20 protein-coding genes and 2 pseudogenes are annotated in these 20,975 nt (G+C 57.4%); 8 read left to right on the top strand and 14 right to left on the bottom strand.

All coding sequences use genetic code 11. The features are described from left to right. The first annotated feature begins 10 nt into the window (after positions 1-10). From ahcY to AAC076_RS00450, 4 genes and pseudogenes are all read left to right on the top strand, one after another. Positions 11-1,420 (top strand): adenosylhomocysteinase, encoded by a 1,410-nt coding sequence (ahcY, locus tag AAC076_RS00465; protein WP_339842373.1) that lies wholly within the window; start codon positions 11-13, stop codon positions 1,418-1,420. A 176-nt stretch (positions 1,421-1,596) separates the two neighbouring features. Beyond that, positions 1,597-2,448 carry a methylenetetrahydrofolate reductase [NAD(P)H] gene (gene metF / locus AAC076_RS00460; protein WP_339842372.1) on the top strand — a complete coding sequence of 284 codons (852 nt, stop codon included), beginning with the start codon at positions 1,597-1,599 and terminating at the stop codon, positions 2,446-2,448. Positions 2,449-2,484: 36 nt separating this feature from the next. Further along, on the top strand, positions 2,485-3,249 hold the full coding sequence (locus tag AAC076_RS00455; protein ID WP_339842371.1) for a transporter substrate-binding domain-containing protein: 765 nt from the start codon (positions 2,485-2,487) through the stop codon (positions 3,247-3,249). A gap of 139 nt (positions 3,250-3,388) precedes the next feature. Then, a pseudogene (locus tag AAC076_RS00450) lies at positions 3,389-4,744 on the top strand (DEAD/DEAH box helicase); the annotation flags it as partial. Between the two features lie 246 nt (positions 4,745-4,990). Here AAC076_RS00450 and AAC076_RS00445 read toward each other — a convergent pair. Continuing rightward, positions 4,991-5,230: a hypothetical protein gene (locus AAC076_RS00445; RefSeq protein WP_339842370.1), complete on the bottom strand. Its 240-nt coding sequence runs from the start codon at positions 5,228-5,230 to the stop codon at positions 4,991-4,993. A 179-nt stretch (positions 5,231-5,409) separates the two neighbouring features. On the opposite strand from AAC076_RS00445, the gene AAC076_RS00440 reads away from it, so the two are divergent. Both AAC076_RS00440 and AAC076_RS00435 read left to right on the top strand, forming a co-directional pair. After that, the gene (locus AAC076_RS00440) at positions 5,410-6,021 is read left to right on the top strand and encodes a DUF3617 family protein (protein ID WP_339842369.1); all 612 of its coding nucleotides are present in this window, start codon (positions 5,410-5,412) and stop codon (positions 6,019-6,021) included. A 57-nt stretch (positions 6,022-6,078) separates the two neighbouring features. After that, a complete protein-coding gene (locus AAC076_RS00435) occupies positions 6,079-6,852 on the top strand; it encodes a universal stress protein (protein WP_339842368.1) in 774 nt (257 codons plus the stop codon). Between the two features lie 9 nt (positions 6,853-6,861). Here the strand turns inward: AAC076_RS00435 and AAC076_RS00430 are convergent, their stop codons facing one another. Together AAC076_RS00430 and AAC076_RS00425 are read right to left on the bottom strand one after the other, a co-directional pair. Beyond that, positions 6,862-8,049, bottom strand: a complete 1,188-nt coding sequence (locus tag AAC076_RS00430; RefSeq protein WP_339842367.1) for a CaiB/BaiF CoA-transferase family protein — start codon at positions 8,047-8,049, stop codon at positions 6,862-6,864. 170 nt (positions 8,050-8,219) lie between these two features. Continuing rightward, the gene (locus tag AAC076_RS00425; RefSeq protein WP_339842366.1) at positions 8,220-9,404 is read right to left on the bottom strand and encodes an acyl-CoA dehydrogenase; all 1,185 of its coding nucleotides are present in this window, start codon (positions 9,402-9,404) and stop codon (positions 8,220-8,222) included. Between the two features lie 238 nt (positions 9,405-9,642). On the opposite strand from AAC076_RS00425, the gene AAC076_RS00420 reads away from it, so the two are divergent. Then, positions 9,643-10,539 (top strand): LysR family transcriptional regulator, encoded by an 897-nt coding sequence (locus tag AAC076_RS00420; protein ID WP_339842365.1) that lies wholly within the window; start codon positions 9,643-9,645, stop codon positions 10,537-10,539. A 51-nt stretch (positions 10,540-10,590) separates the two neighbouring features. Here AAC076_RS00420 and AAC076_RS00415 read toward each other — a convergent pair whose 3' ends face one another. From AAC076_RS00415 to rpe, 8 genes and pseudogenes are all read right to left on the bottom strand, one after another. Beyond that, positions 10,591-11,166, bottom strand: a complete 576-nt coding sequence (locus AAC076_RS00415; RefSeq protein WP_339842364.1) for a YceI family protein — start codon at positions 11,164-11,166, stop codon at positions 10,591-10,593. Continuing rightward, complete coding sequence (locus tag AAC076_RS00410) at positions 11,163-11,738, bottom strand: cytochrome b (protein WP_339842363.1); 576 nt, start codon at positions 11,736-11,738, stop codon at positions 11,163-11,165. Before AAC076_RS00410 ends, AAC076_RS00415 begins: the two co-directional genes overlap by 4 nt. Positions 11,739-11,852: 114 nt before the next feature. Next, positions 11,853-12,647 (bottom strand): indole-3-glycerol phosphate synthase TrpC, encoded by a 795-nt coding sequence (gene trpC / locus AAC076_RS00405; RefSeq protein WP_339842362.1) that lies wholly within the window; start codon positions 12,645-12,647, stop codon positions 11,853-11,855. After that, positions 12,644-13,690 carry an anthranilate phosphoribosyltransferase gene (gene trpD / locus AAC076_RS00400; RefSeq protein ID WP_339842361.1) on the bottom strand — a complete coding sequence of 349 codons (1,047 nt, stop codon included), beginning with the start codon at positions 13,688-13,690 and terminating at the stop codon, positions 12,644-12,646. Before trpD ends, trpC begins: the two co-directional genes overlap by 4 nt. Before the next feature lie 18 nt (positions 13,691-13,708). Beyond that, positions 13,709-14,305 (bottom strand): aminodeoxychorismate/anthranilate synthase component II, encoded by a 597-nt coding sequence (locus tag AAC076_RS00395; RefSeq protein WP_339842360.1) that lies wholly within the window; start codon positions 14,303-14,305, stop codon positions 13,709-13,711. Positions 14,306-14,315: 10 nt separating this feature from the next. Beyond that, the gene (gene trpE, locus AAC076_RS00390) at positions 14,316-15,794 is read right to left on the bottom strand and encodes an anthranilate synthase component I (protein ID WP_339842359.1); all 1,479 of its coding nucleotides are present in this window, start codon (positions 15,792-15,794) and stop codon (positions 14,316-14,318) included. A 70-nt stretch (positions 15,795-15,864) separates the two neighbouring features. Continuing rightward, a pseudogene (locus AAC076_RS00385) lies at positions 15,865-16,655 on the bottom strand (phosphoglycolate phosphatase). Between the two features lie 2 nt (positions 16,656-16,657). Next, positions 16,658-17,332: a ribulose-phosphate 3-epimerase gene (gene rpe, locus AAC076_RS00380; RefSeq protein ID WP_339842358.1), complete on the bottom strand. Its 675-nt coding sequence runs from the start codon at positions 17,330-17,332 to the stop codon at positions 16,658-16,660. Between the two features lie 96 nt (positions 17,333-17,428). Here rpe and AAC076_RS00375 point away from each other — a divergent pair, with 96 nt between their 5' ends. Further along, on the top strand, positions 17,429-18,361 hold the full coding sequence (locus AAC076_RS00375; RefSeq protein WP_339842357.1) for a DUF3530 family protein: 933 nt from the start codon (positions 17,429-17,431) through the stop codon (positions 18,359-18,361). Here AAC076_RS00375 and djlA read toward each other — a convergent pair. Genes djlA through AAC076_RS00360 form a run of 3 tightly spaced genes read right to left on the bottom strand, consistent with a single transcriptional unit; the run spans position 18,336 to position 20,850 of the window. After that, the gene (gene djlA / locus AAC076_RS00370; protein WP_339842356.1) at positions 18,336-19,151 is read right to left on the bottom strand and encodes a co-chaperone DjlA; all 816 of its coding nucleotides are present in this window, start codon (positions 19,149-19,151) and stop codon (positions 18,336-18,338) included. The two genes, AAC076_RS00375 and djlA, sit on opposite strands and share 26 nt — an antisense overlap. Before the next feature lie 5 nt (positions 19,152-19,156). Continuing rightward, positions 19,157-19,834 carry an N-acetylmuramate alpha-1-phosphate uridylyltransferase MurU gene (gene murU, locus AAC076_RS00365; RefSeq protein WP_339842355.1) on the bottom strand — a complete coding sequence of 226 codons (678 nt, stop codon included), beginning with the start codon at positions 19,832-19,834 and terminating at the stop codon, positions 19,157-19,159. Then, a complete protein-coding gene (locus AAC076_RS00360; protein WP_339842354.1) occupies positions 19,831-20,850 on the bottom strand; it encodes a phosphotransferase in 1,020 nt (339 codons plus the stop codon). The genes murU and AAC076_RS00360 overlap by 4 nt, the downstream gene beginning before the upstream one ends. Positions 20,851-20,975 lie beyond the last annotated feature (125 nt).

Below are 20,975 nucleotides of genomic sequence, written 5' to 3'. Positions count from 1 at the left end.
GAGTAATCGCATGAGTGCTGTAATCAAACCTGCAGGCTTCAACGACTATAAAGTTGCTGACATCAGTCTGGCCGACTACGGTCGCCGGGAAATCATCATCGCCGAGTCGGAAATGCCGGCTCTGATGGCTATGCGCCGCAAATACAAAGCTGACCAACCGCTCAAGGGCGCGAGGATCATTGGCTGTATCCACATGACCATCCAGACTGCCGTGTTGATCGAAACACTGACTGAGCTGGGCGCTGAAGTACGCTGGTCATCCTGCAACATCTTTTCCACCCAGGATCACGCCGCAGCAGCAGTTGCCGCCGCCGGCATCCCAGTGTTTGCCTGGAAAGGCGAGACTGAAGAAGAGTACGAGTGGTGCATTGAGCAAACCATCCTGCATGGCGGCAAGCCCTGGGATGCCAACATGGTGCTGGACGACGGTGGCGACCTGACCGGCATCCTGCATGACAAGTACCCGCAGATGCTCGAAAAGATCCACGGCGTCACCGAAGAGACCACCACTGGCGTGCACCGCCTGCTGGAGATGCTCAAGAAAGGTTCGCTGAAGATCCCGGCCATCAACGTCAATGACTCGGTGACCAAGAGCAAGAACGACAACAAATATGGCTGCCGTCACAGCCTCAATGACGCTATCAAGCGCGCCACCGACCACCTGCTGTCCGGTAAGCAGGCACTGGTTATCGGCTATGGCGATGTGGGCAAGGGTTCGGCCCAGTCACTGCGTCAGGAAGGCATGATCGTCAAGGTTACTGAAGTCGATCCAATTTGTGCGATGCAGGCCTGCATGGATGGCTTCGAGCTGGTTTCACCGTTCAATGACGGCATTAACGACGGCACTCCCGCGTGCATCAACACCAACGTGCTGGGTCGTACCGACCTGCTGGTAACCACCACCGGTAATGTCAACGTATGTGATGCCAATATGCTCAACGCCCTGAAGAAGCGTGCGATCGTCTGCAACATCGGCCACTTCGACAACGAAATTGACACCGCCTACACCCGCGCCAACTGGCACTGGGAAGAGGTCAAGCCACAGGTACACAAGCTACACCGTACCGGCAAGGCCAACTTCGATGCCGCCAATGATGACTACTTGATCCTGCTGGCTGAAGGTCGTCTGGTTAACCTCGGCAACGCCACCGGTCACCCCAGCCGGATCATGGACGGCTCCTTTGCTAACCAGGTACTGGCGCAGATCCATTTGTTTGGCCAGGGCTATGCCAAGCTGTCAGCCGAAGAGAAAGCAGAGCTGCTGAGAGTAGAAGTACTGCCCAAGAAGCTGGACGAAGAAGTCGCACTGGAAATGGTCAAAGGATTTGGTGGTGTTATTACCAAACTGACCAGCAAGCAGGCCGACTACATTGGCGTTAGCGTAGAAGGCCCTTACAAGCCGGAAGATTATCGCTACTAAAATCAGCTGAAAGCTGAAAAAGTGCGGTACTAGAGAGCTTGCCATCAGATACCTGCCGGTGCCTGATGGCAAGCCGCTCAGCAACCATGATGACTTCAATTTTTCAGCCTGTAAGCATTAGCTTGCAAGCCAACAAACCCATTCAAGAAGCCCTCACTGTTAAGGGCAGGAACCGCATGACACAGATTACCCATAAGGCTCCGGTCAGCTTCGAGTTCTTCCCGACCAAGACCGAGGCCGGTCACGAAAAGCTGATTGCCGCCGGAAAAGTACTGGCTGCCGAAAACCCAGAGTTTTTTTCGGTTACCTATGGTGCAGGTGGATCAACGCGCGACGGCACTCTCAAGACCGTATTGCAGCTCGATCAGGTGGTAGGCGTGCCGACCGCACCACATTTGTCCTGCGTCGGGGATAGCAAGGAAGACCTGCGCAACCTGCTGAACCTGTATCGGGAGTCAGGCATCAAGCGTATTGTCGCCCTGCGTGGCGATCTACCATCAGGCATGGGGCAAGCCTCCGGCGAACTGCGCTATGCCAACGAGCTTGTAGAGTTCATCCGCAATGAAACCGGCGATCATTTTCATATTGAAGTGGCCGCTTACCCCGAGGCCCATCCACAGGCCCGGCATTTTGAAGCGGACCTTGAGAACTTCATTCGCAAGGCAAAATCCGGTGCGGACAGCGCTATTACTCAATATTTCTTCACGGCCGACTGCTACTTTCATTTCGTCGAGCGTGTGCGCAAGGCAGGGGTAGAAATACCCATAGTGCCGGGCATCATGCCAATAACCAACTACAGCAAACTGGCACGATTCTCCGATGCCTGTGGTGCAGAAATTCCACGCTGGATACGCAAACAACTGGAATCCTATGGTGACGACAGTGAGAGCATCGCAGCCTTCGGTAACGAAGTAATTACCCAATTATGCCAACGGCTTATTGACGGCGGAGCACCAAGCCTGCATTTTTATACCTTGAATCAAGCTGAGCCAAGCCTTGCCGTGTGGCGCAATTTGCGCGGGAGCTGAACCAAAGCTCCCTCCTGCTACGGAGCGCTACCACTGATGCGACTGCAAACCTGTGTGTTTCTGGCGTCGCTAATCGCGGCATCTTCACCATTGGCCGACTCCCTGCGGATTGTTACCGAAGAGTGGCCGCCCTTCATATATGCCGAAGCCGGTGTAATCAAAGGTGCAGACAAGGACATTTCCGAGCATCTGCTCAAGCAGATGGGCTACGAAGTGGAGTGGAAGCTCAAACCCTGGCGACGCGTGCTTCGTGATGTCGCAAAAGGGGAAGCCGATGCCATACTGGATATCGCGCCACATCCAGACTATACGGCCAATTATCTGTTTACCGCAGAGCCGTTATCGACCCATGAAACCGTGCTGTTTCATGACAGACGACGGCCCCATGCTTTCCAGAGCCTCACCGATTTGAGCGGATTGGTCATTGGCGTGTCTCCCGGTTACCTTTACAACAATGATGCTTTTATTTCCTCTGATGCGTTTTATCGCGAACCTGCGCCCAGCTTCGAAGCCAACCTGCAAAAACTGGTGCGAGGCCGGGTAGACATGGTCGCAATGAGTCGCCCGGTAGGACTTTATACCAGCCACGCCCTGGGTCTCACCGAACAGGTCGCCTACCATCCAGAGCCGCTGAGTCAGAGTGATTTCTATCTCGCTTTTCACCAGGCGCCGCAGTGGCAGGAGCCAGCCCAGACATTCTCAGTGGCACTTAAAGCCTTCAAAAAGACGGAAGAGTATCAACGCATCCTGCACAGATACCGCCTGGAAAATCAGGACGGCAAACTTACGCTGATGCCCTGAATGGCCTGCGACAACGCGGCCTACAAGGTTTTAGCTGCGATACAGCCCGGTTTCTGTTAGAATCTCATTCCTCCATTTTTTTCATCATCGGCCGCACGGGCAATTTAGCTCCGCAAACGGCCATCACAGGGTTATCTGAATGTCCTTTGCTACTCTCGGCTTGTCCGACGTGCTTGTGCGCGCCGTTGCAGCCACTGGTTATACCTCTCCCACCCCCGTACAGGCCCAGGCCATCCCCGCAGTACTCGAAGGCCGCGACCTGATGGTTGCCGCACAGACCGGTACCGGCAAAACTGCAGGCTTTGCACTGCCGATCATTGAAAAACTCTACCCGGCCGGCCAGGCTGATGCGGGCCAACGCCGCTCTCCCAAGCAGGTTCGCGTACTGGTGCTGACTCCCACCCGCGAACTGGCAGCCCAGGTACATGAAAGCTTTCGCACCTATGGTGGCGAGCTGCCAATGAAAACCGCCTGCGTATTCGGTGGAGTTGGCGCCAACCCGCAGATGAAAGCTATCGCTCCCGGTCTGGATGTACTGGTTGCCTGCCCAGGTCGCTTACTGGACCTGGTCGGACAGCGCGCAGTAGATCTGTCCAAGGTTGAGATTCTGGTGCTCGACGAAGCAGACCGCATGCTCGATATGGGCTTCGTACATGACGTTAAAAAGGTCATTGCCAAGCTGCCGACGCAGCGCCAGAGCCTGCTGTTCTCGGCCACCTTCTCCAAGGACATTACCGACCTGGCGAACAAGCTGCTGAACAACCCGGCGCGCATCCAGGTAACCCCGCCGAACACCACAGTCGAGCGTATTTCGCAGACTGTGTACCGGGTACCCGCCGGCCACAAGCGTGCTCTGGTTGCTCACCTGATCACCATGGGTGCCTGGGAACAGGTTCTGGTCTTCACCCGCACCAAGCACGGCGCCAATCGCCTGGCCGAGTACCTGGACAAGAACGGCTTGCCAGCAGCGGCGATTCATGGCAACAAGAGTCAGAGCGCTCGCACCAAGGCACTCGCCGATTTCAAGGCCAACAAACTGCGCATTCTGGTAGCAACTGATATCGCGGCCCGCGGCCTGGATATCGACCAGCTGCCCCACGTGGTCAACTTTGAGCTGCCCAACGTCTCTGAAGACTATGTACACCGGATCGGCCGTACAGGCCGTGCCGGACGCAGTGGTGGCGCCGTGTCATTGGTCAGCCAGGACGAAGAGAAGCTGCTGCGTGATATCGAGCGCATGACCAAGCAGAAGATCGAAGAAGGCAGCCTCGAAGGATTTGAAGCTCCAGCCCAGGCCGAGCTGAACAGTGACCGCCCAGAACGTGCACGTGGCGCTCCATCCAACGGTCGCGGCCAACGTCCGGCCAATGGCGCTGGTCGTGGTCAGCAGACCCGCGGCGACAAGCCACGTGGTGACAAACCGCGCAGCGACAAGCCACGCAGTGACCGACCCCGCGCTGATCGTCCGCGCAGCAACCAGCCGCCGAGAGCTGCCCGCCCCAACAGTGAGCCGCAGGACAGCGTGAGTGAAGAGCGCCGCCATCAGGCTCTGGGCAACCGGATTGCACCCAGCACCCCGTCGTCTGATGCACCGCGCAGGCCTGCTGGCAACCGCCCTCAGCGCGAAAAGCCAGCTCTGTTCGGTCGCTAGCAATACCGGCACGGCAAGCATAAAAAAGCGGACCTGTTACCAGGTCCGCTTTTTTTATGTCATGACCAACCTTTATGCAGCTACAGGAGCTCAACCATCGAGCAAGGCCTGGGCCTGGTCAAGAATCTCTACAGACTCAGCATGCTTACCTGCCTCGTGCAGTTGCTGGCCCTCACCACGCAAAGTGAGCACCTGCTGAAGCACGGCGGGATCACTGGGCGGGTTGCTTTCAAGCTGCTTATCGATTTTGGCCATATCGGCAGGGCAATGCATCGCAAACAATGGTGTACTGATAACAAAAGCGGCCGCAAACAGGAATAAACGTCGCATATCCAGCTCCTCTAATAAGGGTGATCCGGGGAATTTCCCATGGTGAGTATAGACCGCCAATGGTCGGTACAGTGGTGACGGCGTACGCCGTTACAGATATACCATCGGAGTTTGATTTTTTGGCTGGACTCGATCTCAGAGTCTATAGTCTGAATGATGATTGCTCCGAGGACCCACCCATGAAACTGCATACCTTGCTGGCCGGCATGGTCACTACTGTTTACCTCAACACCGTTCAGGCTGCGACTATTTCACCCGAGCCAGAGGCAGGACTATGGCGTCAGGAGTCCACGACCCTGATCAATGGCCAGGATCTCCAATTGGCCATCCGCAACGCCCAGCAGCAGATGCTCCAGGCCTTGCCTGCCCAGCAAAGGCAGATGATGGAGCAAATGATGAATACCGACGCTGATCCCGGCGTAGAAATGGAATGTATTTCACCGCAAATGGCAGAGGACCTGACCAATCCCGACGCCCTGTTGAAGCGAGCTCGTGAAGATATGCCGGATTGCTCGATGGCCATCAACAAGGTTAGCGGTTCAACCATGGCCATCGCTGGCAACTGCGCAGGTAGCGAGGGCTATAACGGTGAGATGCAGGGCGAGCTGACTATATTGAGTAGTCGCGAAATGCGTTCGACCTTCACCGGCACCGGAACCATGCAAATGGACTCGGAACAGGCACCTGCGGCAATGCAGGGTATGACGGGTAACCAACCAGTCACAATTGAACATACTCAAGTAGCGACATGGATGTCTTCGGATTGTGCCGATCTGGAGCCCGCTCAGTAGCGCGAATCGCGTATTCGCTGTGCCGCAATCTTATGCTGCCAGAAAAGGAGCCACTTTATGTTCAAACACAGTGTTATCAGCGTGGACTATTCCGACGGATGGGAAAAAACCCTCGACCACCTTCCCTCCACCATCAGACTACTGGGGCTGGAGAAGCTGACCCTGGTGCACGTAATGGAAACCTACAAGCGCCAGCATATCGAAGACAGCCCAGGCGCCATTGAGGGTCATCTGAAAAAGCTGAAAGAACAGCTCTCCTCGGACCTGAACGTGCAGGTCGACTACCTTCTGGGACGGGGGTTTACCGCATCTGAATTACTGGAGGCAGCGCGCAAGGTCGGGGCTGATATGGTTATCGCACTCAATCGCTGCCATTCTTCCGGGCATGCCCTTTTTCGCGGCAACATTGCTCTCAACCTTGCCCGCATGACCCGTATCCCGGTGCTGATCCTTCCCACGGACAGCAAAGTGGCTGAACCCGACGGCACAGTCATGCTTGCCACTGACGGCTCCAAGTCCAGCCGGAATGCTGAAAAGTGCTTCCGTGAGTTCCTGGGCAAGGGCAATCCCGGCCTGGCTACCTGGGTAGATGAGGGTGAAAATGATGCCAATGCGGTGTTGGAAGCGCTCAGTAGCGAGTTTGCCAATGTGTCCGTTCAACGCTTGAAGGGGTCCCCTGGCAAGGCCATCGTCCAGGCCGCGCAGCACGAAGACCCAACCCTGCTGATCATTGGCAAACGCGGCGCCACCCCAATCAGTGAACTTCCCCTGGGGAGCGTCGCAGAGTACGTGACTCGAGAGAGCCACAGTCCGGTCATGCTGATACCCTGAGAATACCGATTATTCAGCGTCACCCAGCCAATCGCGTCGCACCTCTTCAGCATGCTGGTCCAGCAATGGAGGTGCATTGCGGTAGCGCACTGGCGTACGCGACAATCGAATAGGGTTGGCTACCAGGTCGACCTGTCCGGCCAGGGGATGCGCCATGCTCACCTTGAGGCCACGAGAAACCACCTGCGGATCCTCAAATACCTGGCCCAGATTATTGATCGGCCCACAGGGTACGCCGGCCGCGCCAAGCGCACTTACCCACTGTGCGGTAGTACGAAAAACCGTTATCTGGCGGATGAGCGGTATCAGGACCTTGCGGTTACCAACACGCTGCGCATTGGTCGCAAAACGAGGTTCATCCGCCCACTCCGGCTTCCCAGCCACCTCGCAGAAGCGCCGAAACTGGCCATCATTGCCAATAGTGAGAATAAAATCGCCATCGGCAGTGGGAAAATCCTCATAGGGCACGATATTGGGATGGGCATTACCCATGCGCTCCGGCGGCTTGCCTGTGCTGAGGTAATTGAGACTCTGATTGGCCAGGCAGGCCACTTGCACGTCCAGTAACGCCAGATCGATATGCTGACCCAAACCACTGCGCTCGCGCTCCGCCAGGGCGGCGAGAACGGCATTGCTGGCATAGAGCCCGGTCAGGATATCCGTAACAGCCACTCCAACCTTGACCGGCCCTGCACCGACTTCGTCATCGGCACGCCCCGTCACACTCATCAAACCGCCTACCGCCTGGATCATGAAGTCATAACCCGCGCGCTCGGCATAGGGTCCATCCTGACCGAAACCGGTAATGGAACAATAGATCAATCGGGGGTTGATAGCAGACAGAGAAGCATAATCAAGGCCATAGGCTGCCAGCCCGCCCACCTTGAAGTTCTCGATCAATACGTCAGCGCTGGCCACCAGCCTGCGAACAGTCTCCTGACCTGCTGGCTGCGTGAAATCAATTGCTATTGAGCGTTTATTGCGATTGGCCGACAGGAAATAGGCTGCCTCCGAGGTGTCTCGACCCTCTGCGTCGCGCAAATAAGGCGGGCCCCAGGCGCGCGTATCATCACCGCAACCAGGTCTTTCTACCTTGACCACATCCGCTCCCAGGTCTGCGAGCGTTTGCCCGGCCCAGGGGCCAGCCAGCACACGAGATAGATCGAGGACTTTGAGACCGTCAAGCGCACTGGTCATGGGATGTACTCGTTGAGGGGAGAGCTAGATGTCAGAAGCTGAAGACCGGAAGTAACCGGGGGCGGCTTTGCGTCCGTCAACCACCCGGACAAAGCAAAACCACCCTATTCCCAATCAATCTAATTCTGCCTGGCTTCTGGCATCCAGCTTACAACGGCAGACCTTGTTACTCAGAAAAATGCCTGCAGACCGGTCTGTGCCCGTCCCAGAATCAGCGCGTGCACGTCGTGGGTACCTTCATATGTGTTGACCACTTCAAGGTTGACCACATGGCGGATAACACCATATTCGTCCGAAATCCCGTTACCGCCAAGCATGTCACGGGCAACCCGGGCGATGTCCAGGGACTTGCCGCAGGAGTTACGCTTCATCATCGAGGTGATTTCCACCGCTGCGGTGCCCTCGTCCTTCATGCGGCCCAGACGCAAACAGCCCTGCAGCGCCATGGTGATCTCAGTCTGCATGTCAGCCAGCTTCTTCTGGATCAGCTGCGTTTGTGCCAGGGGACGGCCGAACTGCTTGCGGTCGAGGGTGTACTGGCGGGCGGTCTGCCAGCAGAACTCAGCAGCTCCGAGCGCGCCCCAGGAAATACCATAGCGCGCCGAGTTCAGACAGGTGAACGGGCCTTTCAAGCCGGTAACGCCGGGCATGAGGTTTTCTTCCGGTACGAATACATCTTCCATCACGATCTGGCCGGTGATCGAAGTACGCAGGCCAACCTTGCCCTTGATTGCTGGCGCGCTAAGACCCTTCCAACCCTTCTCGAGAATGAAGCCACGGATAACGTCGTCTTCGGTCTTACCCCAGACAACGAACACATCCGCTATCGGGCTATTGGTAATCCACATCTTGGCGCCATTAAGCTTGTAACCGCCATCGACTTTCTTCGCGCGGGTGACCATGGAGCCTGGGTCAGAACCGTGATCCGGCTCAGTCAGACCGAAGCAACCGATGAACTCACCGCTGGCCAGTTTCGGCAAGTACTTCTGCTTCTGCTCTTCGCTACCGAACTCGTTGATCGGCACCATCACCAGGGAAGACTGCACACTCATCATGGAGCGGTAGCCGGAATCTACCCGCTCTACCTCGCGGGCAATCAGACCGTAGCAAACGTAATTCAGACCGCTACCGCCATATTCCTCCGGAATAGTCGCGCCAAGCAGTCCCAGTTCGCCCATTTCACGGAAGATCGCGGCATCGGTCTGCTCATGACGAAACGACTCAAGGACCCGCGGCATCAGCCTTTCCTGGCAATAGGATGCAGCTGAGTCACGCACCATACGCTCCTCTTCTGTGAGCTGCTGCTCGAGCAGAAGTGGATCAATCCAGTTGAATTGTGCTTTGGAATCGGCCATGTGAACTCCGTAAAAATGGTGGAACAGGGGCGCGTAGGGCGCCTTGGATAGATACAGACTAGACCTGAAGGGCTCTGGCAGCAAACGCGTTTTTCTCAGCTATCTGTGCTATTTTGGAACTCCGAAACAAGCTTGAAGCACAGCAGGGTGTTTTGGCCGATTGTTCCGAGGTCCAGGCTTGAAAGCCTTTGCTTCCAATTGCCAGCGTTCGACCAACACCTTCGCTGAAGGAACCGACATGCGCCGCAAGATACCGCCCACCCAGGCTCTGGTCTGCTTTGAATCATCGGCACGCCACGAAAGCTTTACCAAGGCGGCCGAGGAGTTATCTCTAACTCAAAGCGCAGTATGCCGTCAGATTGCCAATCTGGAAGAGTTTCTGGATGTGCAATTGTTTCGCCGTACCCGACGCGGGGTGAAATTGACTGAAGCCGGCCTGACCTATAGCCGGCGGATCAGCAGCCGGCTCGACGCAGTAGAGAGAGACACCCTCTCGGTCATGGGTAATCAGGGTACCGCCACGCTGGAGCTGGCTGCCGTGCCCACCTTCAGCACCCAGTGGTTACTCCCACGACTTGGGAACTTTCTACAGAAACACCCGCATGTATCCGTAAACCTCACCAACCGCACGCGCCCATTCCTGTTTGCCGACACCGAATTCGACGCGGCCATCTATTTCGGCGATGGTGATTGGTCGGGTACGGAAGCGCATTTCCTGATGCAGGAGTCACCCGTGCCCGTCTGCAGCCCCGGACTGATCGCGCCCCAGACTCGCCTGGAGCCCGCGCAAATTGCCGAGCTGCCGTTATTGCAGCAGACAACTCGTCCCTACGCCTGGCGCCAGTGGTTCGGATCATTGGACATGCGGGTTGAGCACGACCTCAACGGTACGCGGCTGGAACTTTTTTCGATGCTGGCCAAGGCGGCCATACATAGCATGGGCGTGGCGCTGATCCCGCCGTTCCTGATCCGTGACGAGCTGGACAGCGGGCGCTTGATTACCCCCTGCGCGCACAGCTTTGACAGCGATCATGCCTACCATCTGGTAATACCGGAACGAAAAGCGGAATCAGCTACGCTGCAGGCTTTCAGGGACTGGATAGTCGAAGAAGCCGCCCGTTACCGGGCGGCTTGAGATACTTCGCCCGGAGCCCCATGTGAGCGTCCGAGCGCTACACAGGAATGATTACTGACGAATACCTTCCACACTGAGGATCAACTCCACTTCCTGGGAAGCAGGGCCAAGGTCCTTGGTGATATCGAAGTCCGACAGCTTCAGCGTGGTCGTGCCCGCGAAGCCCGCACGGTAACCACCCCACGGATCCTGGCCCTCACCGATGAACTGCGCTTCAAGCACAACCGGACGAGTAACCCCGTTCAGAGTCAGGTCACCTGTAATATTGGCAGTTTCATCGCCAGTCATTTCCACGGACTTGGACTTGAACATGGCCTGGGGATGCTCATCAACACTCAAAAAGTCATCGCTACGCAGGTGCTTGTCCCGCTCGGCGTGATTGGAGTCGACACTGGCAGTATTGATCACCACATTGACCGAACTCTCTTCGGGCTTGTCCGCATCCCAGTTGAATGATCCATCGAAATCATTGAAACCGCCATATAGCCAGCTGTAGCCCAGGTGGCTTATCTTGAAGTTGATAAAGGCGTGCTGACCTTCCTTGTCGATGGCGTACTCAGCGGCCTGCAATCCACCACTCAGGGCAACAAGCCCACCCAGGGCCATACCGGCAATTAGTTTCTTCATGGTTTTTTCTCCTCAGTTGAGCGCGGCCGCATGCCGAACATGCGCCGCAAGGTACTATCGTGGTCCAGAAAATGGTGCTTGAGCGCGCCCAGGGCATGCAATGCGACCAATCCAAGCAGGGTCACACCCAACCAGTAGTGCACGAACCCGGCACGGTCAGCCTGTGAAGGCAGACCGGTAATCAACGCAGGCACTTCAAACCAGCCGAATACGCTAACGCCCCGCCCCTTGGCGGTAGAGATGAGGTATCCACTGGTGATAATGACGAACAGAAGGACGTAGAGCAGGCCATGTATCAATCTGGCCAGATTGATTTCCCAGCGCTTGTGATGCGCCAAGGGCGCAGGCTTGGGGTTGGCCAGGCGCCAGATTAGTCGCAGGACAATCAAGACCGCCAGGGTAATACCGATGCTTTTATGCCAGAAAGGCGCAAGCTGATACCAATTACTGTAGTAATCCAGCCCGGTCATCCACAGACCAAGGACCGCGATGCCTATTACGCCCAGCGCAATAATCCAATGCAGAGTGACGGCTAGTAGTCCGTATGTTTCCTTGGTGTTTCTGACTTGCATCCTGCCCACCCCGAGTTACTGTGGAATGATTCTCACATCGAGCCAGGCAAACTGAAAGCGCAATAATCAGTTGGAAACAATCAGTAAAATAGATATCAACGGCACATCACAGGCTCAGAAGAACAGCCGCTTCAGCTCACCACCCGGATTTGACGCGCGCATGAAAGCCTCTCCGACCAGAAATCCATACACCTCATGGGCCCACATCAACTCGACATCAGCGCGACTAAGGATGCCGCTTTCAGTGACCAGCAGTCTATCCGTAGGCACCTGGGTAATCAGCTCAAGCGTGGTATCCAGAGTCACCTCAAACGTATGCAGGTTACGATTGTTGATACCAATAAGGGTTGTATCCAGATTCAATGCACGGGTCAATTCTTCCTCGTCATGCACCTCTACCAGCACATCAAGCTGCTGCTCGCGGGCCACTGCAGCCAGATCAGCCAATTGCACATCATCCAGCACGGAGGCGATCAACAGGATACAGTCGGCTCCCATCGCACGCGCTTCGACGACCTGATAAGGATCTATCAGGAAATCCTTGCGGATCACCGGCAGACTACAGGCCGCGCGGGCTTGACGCAGATAGTCGTCACTACCCTGAAAGAAATCGATATCGGTAAGGACTGACAGACAGACCGCGCCACCCTGCTCATAGCTTGCAGCAATCTCGGCCGGCACGAAGTTTTCACGCAATACGCCCTTGCTCGGCGAAGCCTTCTTGATCTCCGCAATCACCGCGGGTCGCTTCGCGGCCGCAGCTCGCTGCATTGCCGCGGTAAACCCGCGCGGAGCATCAGCACTGGCGGCCTCACGCTCCAGATCAGCCAGGGATAAGCGCCCCTTCCGGTCGGCCACTTCCTCGTGCTTGCGGGCAATGATGTTCTGCAAAATCGTGGGAATGGTCACTGGGCGTTGTCCTCGCGGAAAATATCGGTAAAGGCAATCAGCTCGTTGAGCTTTTCCCGGGCAAGGCCGGAGTGCAGCGCATCGGAAGCCAGTTGCACACCCTCGAGAAAGGTCGACGCCTGGTCACTAGCGTAAAGTGCGGCGCCAGCATTAAGGATAATCAGGTCTGCAGCTTTCTCGCCTGCTTCGGTCTTGCGCTTACCCAAGGCATCGTTGATCAGCGCTAACGAACCAGCCGCGTCCTCGACGCTCAGACCTATCAGGCTGCGACTGGCAATACCCAGATCCTCGGGACTGATATCGTACTCGAGTATCTCACCGTTTTTCAGCTCGGCAACGTGGGTGGGCGCGGCAAGACTGACCTCATCGAGGCCGTCCCGGGCGCTGACCACCAGAACATGATCGCTACCCAGGCGCTTCAGCACCTCGGCCATAGGCCTGCAGAGGCGGTCGGTAAACACACCAATCACCTGATGGCGCACGCCAGCAGGATTGGTCATCGGCCCCAGCATGTTGAACAGGGTGCGCAGCCCCAGCTCCTTGCGTGGACCAACAGCGTGTTTCATGGCGCTATGGTGCGCTGGGGCAAACATGAAGCCAACACCCACCGCCTCCACACACCGTCCGACCTGCTCTGGGGTGAGATTCAGGTTCACTCCGGCGATTTCCAGCAGATCAGCGCTGCCGCTCTTGCCCGAGACTGCGCGATTGCCGTGCTTGGCCACCTTGCCACCGGCCGCAGCCACGACCAGAGCCGCGGCAGTGGATACATTGAAAATATTGGCGCCATCGCCACCGGTACCGCAGGTATCCACTACCCTGTCACCGGTCACGAGGACGCCGGATGCCAGCTCGCGCATGACCATCGCAGCGCCGGTGATCTCGTCAATACTTTCGCCCTTCATGCGCAGGCCGACCAGAAAGGCGCCGATCTGCGCATCGGTGCATTGACCGGTCATGATAGCGTGCATCACCTCACGCATATCCTCGGTACTCAGATCAATGTGGTCAACCACCTGGGCCAGTGCTGTCCTGATATCCATAGGTACTCCCTGTTCTTTTTAGCCGCGCTGGCCGCCCTGCTGCTTGAGAAAGTTGGCGAGCAGCTCGTGCCCCTGCTCGGTCAGTATCGACTCGGGGTGGAACTGCACGCCCTCGATCATGTAGTCGCGATGACGCACACCCATGATTTCGTCGATCGAGCCGTCTTCGTGCTGAGTCCAGGCGGTCATTTCCAGACAATCAGGCAATGTATCGCGGCTCACTACAAGAGAATGATAGCGGGTAACCACCAAGGGGTTGGCCAAACCGGCAAACACGCCCTGACACTCGTGAAAAACCGGACTGGTCTTGCCATGCATGACCTGCCTGGCGCGCACCACATCACCCCCGAACGCCTGACCAATGGCCTGATGTCCCAAGCAGATGCCGAGAATCGGCAATTTGCCAGCGAAATGCCTGAGCACCTCAACCGAGACACCCGCCTCGTTCGGGGTACAGGGGCCGGGTGAAACAACAATGCGTTCAGGCTTCAGTGCCTCTATCTGTCCGACATTCATCTCGTCGTTACGGATAACCTTGACCTCGGCACCGAGCTCGCCCAGATACTGCACCACGTTGTAGGTAAAGGAGTCGTAATTATCGATCATCAGTAACATAGCTTGCTCCTCACTCTACCGACTGTTCAGCCAGGGCAACTGCCCGGAACATCGCACGACGCTTGTTGATCGTCTCTTCCCATTCCAGTGCCGGTACGGAGTCGGCGACGATCCCGCCACCGGCCTGCACGTGCAGCTCGCCGTTCTTGATCACCGCAGTACGGATTGCAATCGCAGTATCCATATTGCCGTTCCACGCCCAGTAACCCACCGCACCGCCGTAGACGCCACGCTTAACCGGCTCCAGCTCGTCGATGATTTCCATCGCGCGGATCTTCGGTGCGCCGGACAGGGTACCGGCAGGAAGGATCGCGCGCAGGGCATCCATGGCATTGAGGTCGTCGAGCAGCTGACCCTTGACGTTGGACACGATGTGCATGACGTTGGAATAGCGCTCGATCACCATTTTCTCGGTAACCTTGACCTGCCCCACTTTCGCGACCCGGCCTACATCGTTGCGGCCCAGATCGATCAGCATCAGGTGCTCGGCAATTTCCTTGTGATCAGCCAGCAAATCGCGTTCCAGCGCCAGATCGTCTTCTTCAGTAATACCCCGCGGGCGTGTACCGGCAATCGGACGAACCGTTACTTCGCCGTCCTCGACCCGTACCAGCACTTCCGGCGAACTGCCCACCACATGGAAATCGCCAAAGTTGAAGAAGTACATATACGGTGTCGGGTTCTGACTACGCAACGCGCGATAGAGATCAATTGGCTCGGCGGTAAAATCGATGCTCATGCGCTGCGAGGGCACCACCTGCATGCAATCACCGGCCAGGATGTATTCCTTGACGGTATCCACCGCCCGCTCGTAATCCTCACGGGTAAAACTGGCGCGGTAATCAAGGTCCCGGTCCGGCGGATTGTCCAGCGACAGCGGCCGGCGAGGGGCCAGCGGCTGACGTAGCTGCTCGAGCAGCTCGTCAAGACGGGCATTGGCCTGGTCAAAGGCGTGCTCAACCGTCGGATCAGCCAGGACAATAGCGTGCAGCTTGCCTGCCAGGTTATCGAATACCACGACCTCATCGGAGACCATTAGCAGGATGTCGGGATTATTCAACGGGTCGGGATTGAGACAATGGGCCAGACGCGGCTCGACATAACGCACGCAGTCATAGCCGAAATAACCCACCAGGCCGCCATTGAAACGGGGCAAGCCAGGAATGCTGGGCACGTTGTAGCGGGCCTTGAACTCTTCAACGAAGGCCAGCGGATCCTCACATTCGTGACGCTCGGTCTCGACATCATCGACCAGCACACGGGCGCTATGCCCGTAAACACGTAATACGGTACGGGCCGGCAGCCCGAGAATGGAATAGCGGCCCCATTTTTCACCGCCCTGCACGGATTCGAGTAGATAGGAGTATGGCGCATCGGCCAGTTTCAAATAGGTGGACAGCGGGGTGTCCAGGTCTGCCAGCACTTCGCGTACCACAGGTACACGGTTGAAGCCCTGGTCAGCCAGGCGTAGGAAATCGTCTTGGGTCATGATCAGCCTCATGGGGCGGGTAATTGTCACACAAACAGAGAAGACCTGCGGTGGGCGCAGGCAAGCAGAATCAGGTGCGCCAACGCCAGCGGGCGAGCGCCTTGATCACTCTCATCAGTTTGCGGTTGCTGACAAACACGGCTGATCCGTCTCGAAAGGGTCTGAAGTAAGGCTGAAAGACTATATGAGCGCGTCCAGTGAATCAACCAGCAAATCCGGGTTTTGCGTGGCGATGGGCTCGCCGTGATTGTAGCCATAACTGACCGCAACAACCTTTACGCCCGCGGCCCGAGCGGCCAGAACATCGTTGCGTGAATCGCCGACAAAGAGCGTTTCAGTCGCAGGCACACCTGCCTGCTGCATGATCCAGTGCAGTGCCGCAGGATCAGGCTTTTGCGCAGCCAGCGTATCGCCACCAACCAGCCAGCAAAAATACGAATCCAGAGCTTTCTCCTGCAAAAGCGGCGCAACAAACCGCTCGGGCTTATTGGTTGCAATCGCCATCGACACGCCCTGCTGCTGCAACCAATCAAGAAGGGTTTTTACACCGGGATAAATCCGAGTCAGATGATGCTCGCCAGCATAAGCCCGCAGGAAATCCTGGTGCGCCTGTGCCGCTTCGGCGTCATCCACACCCGCATGATCGAGGGCGCCGGCGAGTGCGCGGCGCACCAGCACCTGCGAGCCGTTACCCACCCAATCCTTGACCTGTTCAACCCCCGCAGGCGGGGAGCCACGCAGACTGAGCATATTGTCGACCGCAGCGGCCAGGTCCGGGACCGAATCCAGCAGGGTGCCGTCCAAATCGAAGATCACCAGCTTTGGCAGCCGTCCACTATAGAGATCTTGCAGCAGGCCCATGCTCAGCGTTTTACCTGAGCCAGCTCGGCGCGCATCTGGTCGATCACGGCCTTGTAATCTGGCTGATTGAAAATCGCCGAACCGGCGACAAAGGTGTCCGCACCGGCCTGGGCGACTTCGCGAATATTCTTGACGTTGACGCCACCATCTACCTCAAGGCGAATGTCGCGGCCACTGGCATCGATCAGCGCGCGGGCCTCGCGCAGCTTGTCCAGCGTGCCCGGAATGAACTTCTGACCACCAAACCCCGGGTTCACACTCATCAGCAAGACCATGTCGACCTTGTCCATGACGTACTTCAAGCTGTCCAGCGAAGTTGCGGGATTGAACACCAGGCCTGCCTTGGCACCACCTTCGCGAATCAACTGTAGCGAACGATCAATGTGCTCGCTGGCCTCAGGGTGAAAGGTAATATAGGACGCGCCCGCTTCGAGAAAGTCGCCGATGATGCGATCTACAGGCTTGACCATCAGATGCACATCGATAGGCGCAGTGATCCCGTACTTGCGCAGTGCACTGCAGACCATCGGCCCGATGGTCAGATTTGGCACATAGTGATTGTCCATTACATCGAAATGCACAATATCGGCGCCTGCGGCCAGAACCTTGTCGACTTCTTCGCCCAGGCGGGCAAAATCGGCAGAGAGTATAGAAGGAGCAATCGCATAGTCGGACATAACGGACCTCGGCTGTAAAACGGATGCGCTAGTTTACCCCAGCAGGCCGCATCTGCGCTGTTATACTGGCACTTCATCCCCCAAGGATACCCCCAGATGCGTCATCCGATTCTGCTTGCGAGCCTCTGCCTTGCACTGGTCCTGCCGGCACCGATAGTGCTTTCCCAGGGCACCGAGCCCCCGGCGAGTCCGGCAGAAGCCCCTACAGAAACGGCTCCTGAATCGATTGAAAAGCAACCGGATGATCAGGCTGCGGAGATTTCCCGGGCTCAGAATCAGGAGCAGGCACTGCACAGGAGGCTGCCAACTGCACAACTCCGTCAGCTGGAGTCGGGTGACGATGCTTTTTTGGGATTATTTCTGCCCGCAGCAAAGCCACAGCCGCGCGGGGGCATTTTACTGATCGCGGATAGGAACGAGCATGCGGACTGGCCCGAACTGATCGGCCCCGCCCGACGCCACCTGAGCAGCCAGGGTTGGCATACGCTGGCTATCACGCTGCCGGAAACGCCTCGGTTCGATCCAACGCTGGATGAGGCGGCCCGCGCGGAGGTGCTTGATCTAACCGCAGAGCGGACCACACAACGCATAAACATTGCAGCCCGCGCCCTGCAGTCGGAGGGAGCTGAAACCCTGGTGCTCCTGGGGCGCGGCGAAGCCGCATTCTGGGCACTGCATGCAACTGCCTCCGATACCACCGCCCGGACCGAAGCCTCTGCGCTGATTCTGATGCAGTCGAGGGCGCCAGCTCTCGCTAAAGAACCTCAAGCCAGGTTGGACGACCTGCTGGCCCAGTGGCAAAAGCCGGCCTATGCGATATTTGATGGAACTGACCAGGTCAGCCGCGAGCGTGCCCAACATCAGAGGTTGAATGCCCAGCGTCTGGCCAATGCACATTACGAGCAATTAGTGTTGATTCGGCAGGTAAATCGGAGCTGGGTCAGCAAATGCTCGCCAAGCGACTTCAGGGCTGGCTGGAAAAGAATCTGCCCCCACAACAACCCTAGCGAAACCCGCGGTATCGCTTGAGTCGTTCATAGGCATCCTGAATTCGGTGAATTCGCTCGCCAGCGCTGTTCTGCTCCTTCTCACCGTCACCCCGGGCCATCAACTTGTCGGGATGATGCCGGCTCATTTGACGCCGGTAAGCGCGCTTGATTTCCTCCGGCCGGGCATCCAGGTCGACCTCAAGCAGCAGTGCCGCATCCCGGAGACTGTCCCGACTGCTGACCGGCGACTGCCGCTTGCGGCGATCAGACCGGCCAGTGCCATCCGCGCGTTGTCTCTGATGCCGCTGATGCATGCGCTGCTGCTCTGCATTGCCCACACCGGCCTTGCTGGCCCATTGATCAAGGAGCTCGCGTTCGCGGCCACCCAGGTTGCCATCAGCCAGGGCCATTCGCCAGCAACAATCGAGCAGTTCGGCACTGCGCTCCGGCTCACGACGCTGAAGCTTGCGCACCAGGGGATGCAACCTGTCGCCAGCTTCCTTGCCTTCATTGAACCAGCGCATCGCCCGAATACGGCCCTCCTCATCCAGACGGTATTGCTGCATAAGGTCCCGCGCCAGCTGCAAATGCTCGGGTATCACCCGACCTTCGCATTTGGCAATGCGCCCCAGGCACAAAAAAAGGATCTGCTCGAAGGCTACTCGCTCCGCACCAAAAGTCTGGCGTACCCGATCCGGCAATTCGGACCAGCGCTGGAGCCGCCAGTGACGATCCAGCGCGTGGCCCAGCACCGCCCCGAGAATCGCACCGGCCACATCGCCCACCCAGGCTCCAAGGAGTGCACCCACTACAGTCACTGGCCAAAGCATAAGGCTTAGCTCCCGCCAGCCAGGCGCTCGGCCTCGCCCAGCCGTTCTGGCGTGCCCACATCCAGCCACACACCGGTGAAATATTCACCGCTGACCAACCCCTTTTCTGCGGCCTCACGCAGCAACGGAGCCAGTGCAAATGCGCCAGCCTCTTGCCCGGCAAAAAGCTCAGGACTGAGCACCGCAATACCGGAATAGGTCAACGCAGCCGGACACTTACCTGTGTTTGGCGGGTTGGTCACCTGGCCATCATGCAGACTGAAATCGCCGACAACCTTGTGAGCAGGATTATCCACCAGCACCAGATGCGCCAGCTTGCCCGGTGCCAAGCTCAGATGGTCAAAGCTGAAGGTGGTCCAGATATCACCATTGACCAGCACGAAGGGGTCATTACCGAGCAAGGGAAGTGCCCGGTGTATACCCCCTCCGGTTTCCAGGGGTTCGCCTTCGGCAGACCAGCTGATCTGCAGATCCAGAGCGCTACCGTCGCCCAATGCAGCTACAAGCTGATCGCCCAGCCAGGCATGATTGATCACCAGCTCAGTGAATCCAGCGCGTGAAAGTGCCTGCAGATGCCAGAGAATAAGCGGCTTACCGGCAACGGGCAGCAGTGGCTTGGGGGTATGTAACGTAAAGGGACGCATGCGCTCGCCCTTGCCCGCCGCCAGAATCATCGCCTTCATGGGTGCATCTCCAGACTGTCCAGCAGGCGCTGCAGCGGCGCAAGACGCGCGTCCCTGGAGCAAGCCTCGTGCAGATAGGTTACGAAACGCGGCGCATCAGCCAGGTAATGGGGTTTGCCATCACGATGGCAGATACGCGCGAAGATACCCAGCACCTTGAGATGCCTTTGCACGCCCATCAATCGCGACTGATCAAGAAAGCTAGCAAAGTCATCCGGCACGCCAATACCCGCGTCCCATGCCCTCTGCCAGTATCGCTGCAGCCAGGCTTCTCGACTGAGCAATGGCAGACTGAAAAACGCATCGGCAAATAACGATGTGACGTCATAACTAACAGGGCCGTACAGTGCATCCTGGAAATCCAGCACCCCGGGATCTTCCGGCCCAGTCATCAGGTTGCGGGGCATGTAGTCCCGGTGCACGAAAACCCGGTTTTCCCCCAGAATACTGCTGAGCAACAGCCGGGATAAGGCGTCCCAATCCTCGAGCTCACTGGCAGATAATTCGCGACCTTTTACACGGCTGACAAACCAGTCGGGAAACAGCTGCAACTCCCGGCGAAGTACCGACTCGCCATATTCAGGCAGCACCCCGGGCCGGCTACTGAGCTGCCAGCGCACCAGCGTACTGACTGCTGTATCGAACATACGCTCCAGTTCAGCATCGTCAACACCCGCCTGAATCGTCTGCAGATAAGTGTTGGCGCCCATATCCTCGAGCAGCAATAAACCCTGATCGAGATCGCTGGCGAAGATTCGTGGTGTGCGCACCCCCGCATCGTCCAGCAGACCCGCGATCTTTACAAAGGGACGAGAATCTTCCTGATCCGGCGGCGCATCCATCACGATCAGACTGTGCGCACCGTCCGTCCAGCGGAAATACCGCCGAAAACTGGCGTCCGCGCTCGCCGGTTCGAGCCGACCTTCGCCCACCTCACCCCAGCCCTGCGCCTGATACGCCTGGCCCAATACCGAAGGCAACCAGGCCTTGAGCAACACCCATCTTGAATCCATCATTCCATCCTGTACCGACCGACGCTGGCTCTGGCGTCATACAATGCTTTATTATCCCTCATCTTGCTGGATACACGCAGCATGCATATTGCATTCACCACGCACAAGCCGTCGCGCGCTACAACCGA

The organism is uncultured Halopseudomonas sp., assembly GCF_963977355.1.
Classification (GTDB): domain Bacteria; phylum Pseudomonadota; class Gammaproteobacteria; order Pseudomonadales; family Pseudomonadaceae; genus Halopseudomonas.
This window is presented reverse-complemented; position numbering and strand designations above follow the sequence as displayed.